Genomic DNA, 4,849 nt, shown 5'->3' on the forward strand with positions numbered 1-4,849 from the left:
TTTCAAAACGATAGTACTGTGCTGTCCACATCTGATGCTGTCCCACATCGGTAGCTACCACTGTATCGTCTTCCGTATACTTCCGTAAGGTCTCCAAGATACGCTTGGGATGGAAATCTCCCTCCACTTTACTCTTGGTTTTTTCGAAGCCATGGATTTCTTCCCACCACTTAGGATGCTTTTGTTCTTTTAGCTTGGGAAGAATTTCTTTAATCCACTTCTTCACATCCCCCTGTACGGAATAATCCGGACTTATGTTCTTCCCGATTTCCGCCTTATCGATGTCTACATGAATGACTTTACAATTTTGGGTATACCGGGCAATATTTCCGGTGGCACGATCGGAAAAACGAACTCCTAAAGCAAGCAAAACATCACATTCCGACTGGGTTTTCGCCGCCACATAGCTTCCGTGCATTCCCACCAAACCAAGACTTAAGGGATGAGAGTCGGGAAATGCTGTCCTTCCCATAATACTGACGGTAACCGGAATATTCAGCTTCTCCGCCAAGGCAATCAGCTCTTTCTCCGCCTTAGCCGCTGTAATACCTCCACCGGCATAAATTAATGGCTTCTTCGCCTGACTCAGTAAGGCAATAACCCCTTCCTGATCATAGGGAAGCTTCGGCTTATCCGGCATCTTCGGAAGAACGGCTACTCCATATTCACATTCACTAATCTGTACGTCCTTAGGGATATCAATGAGTACCGGACCTTTTCTTCCGGAATTGGCAATCTGAAATGCCTCTTTAATCGTCTGCTCCAGCTCCGTAACATCCTTTACCATGAAGTTATGCTTCACCACAGGCTGGGTAATGGATACGATATCCACCTCCTGGAAGCTGTCTCTTCCCAGTGCTTCCGTGGCTACATTACCGGTAATGGCTACCATAGGTACGGAATCCAGATAGGCATTGGCAATGCCGGTTACAAGGTTAGTTGCTCCCGGACCGGAAGTTGCAATAACCACGCCAACCTTACCACTGGCTCTGGCATAGCCGTCTGCAGCATGGGCTGCCCCCTGCTCATGGGCGGTAAGAACATGATGAATCCGATCCTTACACTTATACAGCTCATCATAAATCTGTAAAACTGCGCCTCCGGGATAGCCGAATACGGTATCCACCCCCTGATGAATCAACTCTTCAATTAATAGCCTTGCCCCTGATAATTTCATTTTCTCTCCCGTTTCATTGAAAAAGCCTTACAGCGTAACGCTGTAAGGCTAAAGGCTCAAATCATGTCTTTATCTTTCCAAAGTGGCGTTACGCAAACAAACATTATCGTGTAAGACAATAATGACTGCAAGAATCATAATAATTGCCAGCAAAATGTTCTGCATAACCCTTTCCTCCTTGAAAAATATGAAGGAATTATCCCATAGGCTTATTTCTCTGTCAAGAAACTTTTCATTATATCTGCTATAACTTTTGCATTTTTTATGATTCTGCCGGGTTTACGCTACCCATGCTCCACTTTGATTTACAAAATAGCCGTCCGGTGTTCTAGTATTGGTGAGCATTGCACCGTCTGCACCAAGATAATACCAAATTCCGTTGGTCTGCACCCAACCGGTCTTCATATAACCGGACTTATTGAAATAATACCACTTTCCGTTAATCATCTTCCACGTATTGGCAGGATAAGAACGATCCGGATTTAAGAACCACCAACCATTTGCATCTAAAATCCAACGTCCATTCTCCGTACCGCCTTGAGAAGAGCTTGCTCTCATCTCCAGTTCTTCGGAGCTTACCCAGTCTCCATAGCTTCCGTAAGCATAGGCTCTGATCTTGTAGCTGTAGTTTCCGTTCTGGGTAATCGCAGAGCGAAAATCATAGCTGGTTCCGGTAGTTTCTCCGCTGGTGATAAACTGACTTCCTCTATAGAGCTTTACCAGATATTTTTCCGCATTATCCACGCTGGACCATTCTGCCACACCGTTTTCATCTCTCCAGCTTACATCTCCTACAGTTAAGTCTCCGGGATTTGCCTTCAGCTTCTTGGTCTTGATGGTGAGGGTGATGGAATTTGCAGTACCTGTAGCCTTTACAAATCCTACCTCAGCTCCGCTAAATTTATAAAAATTCGCAGTCTTTAAATTGTTGGTGTTGAACTTATGCTCGGAATCCGCCTTTAAAATCACCTTGAACTGGGGAGTCGTGTTACTTTTCCAAACATTTCCCTGCATATTCAAAGCGGTTCCTTCATCATTTTGAATGGTGAAGCCGTCATCACCGCTACTTACGGAAATCTTCTTTGCAGCCGACCCGATTTCGATATCCGAACTGTCAATCTGTAAATTCACCGATCCGATTTCTGCCTTGTTTCCTGCGGCAAAGGCGGAAAATGCGGAGACCGCCATAATACTCATAAACACTGCCATTCCTTTTAAAAATGATTTAGCTTTCATAGAAACCTCCTTTTGTCTATTTGCTATCAAAAGTATAGACAAAAGTCGTTCTTCATGTGTTACAAGTTTTCTGCCATTTCATAAAATTTTCTTTACAGTTTTTCTTTTTAAGTATTTAAAAGTTCGATTTTAAGTTTTTTATCATACAAGGCCCTTCAATTTATAACGCGATAGTTCCGTAATCTTTCCATAGCAGTGGATTTTCATGGCTGGCAAAGATTACCGGACGTTTTCTTTGATGGGAAAGCAGATACTCCTCCATTATCTTTCTATTTTCCTTATCCAAGCCTGTAAAGGGTTCGTCCAGAAGCAGGAAGTCAAAGGGAAACAGCATTGCCCTTAGAAAGCTTAATCGCCTCTTCATCCCCCCGGAATATTTCTCTACTTTTTTTCTGAAATCTTCTTCTTCGAAAAAAACAGTCATTTCTGTCAGAATTTCTTTTTTAGACAGCATGGGTAAAGCAATCTGAAGATTTTCCAATCCGCTACATTTTTCCAGCAGTCGATTTTCCTGAAAAAGCATGGAAAGCTTAAAGCTCCCCTCTCCTCTGGCTGCCTCCCCAAATAGAAACTGTAGCTCGCCCCGATCCAGTTTTTCCAGAGAAGCCAAAATCCGAAGTAAGCTGGTCTTCCCTTTTCCGGATTCACCGGAAATTCTATAAAGAGAATGTTTGTGAAAATCCATTTGGCAGGAAAAACTGGAAAAAAGGACTTTTTCTCCAAAGCGCTTCTCTCCATTTTCGATTCGAATCTCCATTACGCACATCCCTTCCTGCACAAGCCCTTAATCAGCAGTATTACCAGGATTTCCCAGCACTGAGACAAGGCAATAATCACTATACTCCAGGCAAAGACATCCGCCATTTCCAGGCTCACCTTGGCCTCCATCAACTGATAGCCGATACTTTTTCCCACTTGACCAATCAGCTCCGCAGCAATACCGCTCTTCCAGGAAAGTCCCATGGCTAATTTCGCTGCCCCAAGCAATAAGGGATATGCTGCCGGAAGATGAATATACCGAAGTCTTCTATATAGGGAAAAATGAAAGACCTCCGCCATTTCCAGTAATTTATGGTCTGTTTTATGAAAGCCCTCCAGAAGGTTAATGTAGAAAATCGGAAAGGACATAAAACCGCTTATTGTGAAAGAAAGCTTGTCTCTTCCCAAAAAGAACAAAAGAATAATAATGAAACTGGCCACCGGTAAGCTTCTTAACACAAAAACCCCCGGCTTTAAAAAATCCTCCAACAAAGAATTTCTATAGGAAAGATAAGAAAGGATTAAAGCCAGGAGAAAACTAAAAAGATAAGCCGAAAGAATCCCCAGAGAGCTTTTCCACAGAATTCCGTAGAATTCTTGCTTCTGTAACAGTCGACTTAAGGCTTTGACACTTTCCATAGGTCCAACCAAAAGAAAGGAATTGTTCACCAATCCGGCAAACAATTCCCATAGAAGCAACCAAAATATTATAATTCCTGCTTTACGCCATTGTTTCACATTCTTTCCTTCCTAATAACAGGAATGCATTTCGTTCTTTTCTATATCCAAGCTATGGCTTTCATAAAGAACTGTCACTTCCCCTCTATTAAGGCTCTGCATAAAATCCCACTTCATTCAGCAGCGGGTACACCGAGTAAATTTACTCTATTAAAAAACAATCTTCAATAAATCCAAAGGCTTTTCAATAAAATAATTTGCCCTTTCGATTTCTTTTCGTTCTCCATAGCCGTAGAGCGCTGCCACAGAGTCGATTCCTGCATCCTTCGCCCCTTGAATATCATAAACTGTATCTCCTACCATAAGACAATCTTCTCTTTGAAAACAGCCCTTTTCTATAGCTTGCTCCATCAAGAAACTCTTGTCGGAATGTTGCTCCTTAAGCTCCGTACCGATTTCCAGGAAAAAATAAGGGGATAAACCAAAGTGGGCTATAATCTGGGTGGCAAAAAACAGAGGCTTAGAGGTTAAAAGCACCAGCTTCTTCCCTCCTTCATGCATCTTCTTCATGCATTCCTCCATCCCGGGATATAAAAAGGCGTCATACATTCCCTTCTCAGGATAATATTCCCGATAACAAGAAATGGCTTCTTTAGCCTTTTCTTCGGAAAAACCGTAGAATCGCATAAAAGAATCCTGCAAGGAAGGTCCCACAAATCTTCTCAGCTTTTCCTCCGGTTCATTAGGCAAGGAAAAATGATCCAAGGCATATTGTACCGACTTCATAATTCCGGAGCCGGAATCCATAATGGTTCCATCCAAATCCAAAAATATATTTTGATACTTCTTTTTCATAAGTACTTCTTCTCCCTTTTCTCTACTGTTACTTTCTGCCCTTTAAGTCCTTTTGCTTCAAACAGAAATATCATCCCCTACTCTTTTAATCCTTCGGTCTCATATAGAAATGCCCGGTAATATCCTGGGAACGAATGGTGTTCA

Annotated in this window: 5 protein-coding genes; all 5 read right to left on the reverse strand. The window is 42.4% G+C overall.

What is annotated here, in order from left to right:
• The coding region (locus RYO92_RS10835; protein WP_315370386.1) for a thiamine pyrophosphate-binding protein at positions 1-1,177 on the reverse strand (1,177 nt) is incomplete at its 3' end.
• A gap of 279 nt (positions 1,178-1,456) precedes the next feature.
• Positions 1,457-2,413 (reverse strand): hypothetical protein, encoded by a 957-nt coding sequence (locus RYO92_RS10840; protein ID WP_315370387.1) that lies wholly within the window; start codon positions 2,411-2,413, stop codon positions 1,457-1,459.
• A 160-nt stretch (positions 2,414-2,573) separates the two neighbouring features.
• A complete protein-coding gene (locus RYO92_RS10845) occupies positions 2,574-3,170 on the reverse strand; it encodes an ABC transporter ATP-binding protein (RefSeq protein WP_315370388.1) in 597 nt (198 codons plus the stop codon).
• Complete coding sequence (locus RYO92_RS10850) at positions 3,170-3,910, reverse strand: ABC transporter permease (RefSeq protein WP_315370389.1); 741 nt, start codon at positions 3,908-3,910, stop codon at positions 3,170-3,172. Before RYO92_RS10850 ends, RYO92_RS10845 begins: the two co-directional genes overlap by 1 nt.
• A gap of 150 nt (positions 3,911-4,060) precedes the next feature.
• Entirely contained in the window at positions 4,061-4,705 is a 645-nt protein-coding gene (locus tag RYO92_RS10855; protein WP_315370390.1) for an HAD hydrolase-like protein, read from the reverse strand.
• Positions 4,706-4,849: the final 144 nt, after the last annotated feature.

Source organism: Oribacterium sinus, from assembly GCF_963553175.1.
Classification (GTDB): Bacteria; Bacillota; Clostridia; order Lachnospirales; family Lachnospiraceae; genus Oribacterium; species Oribacterium sinus_B.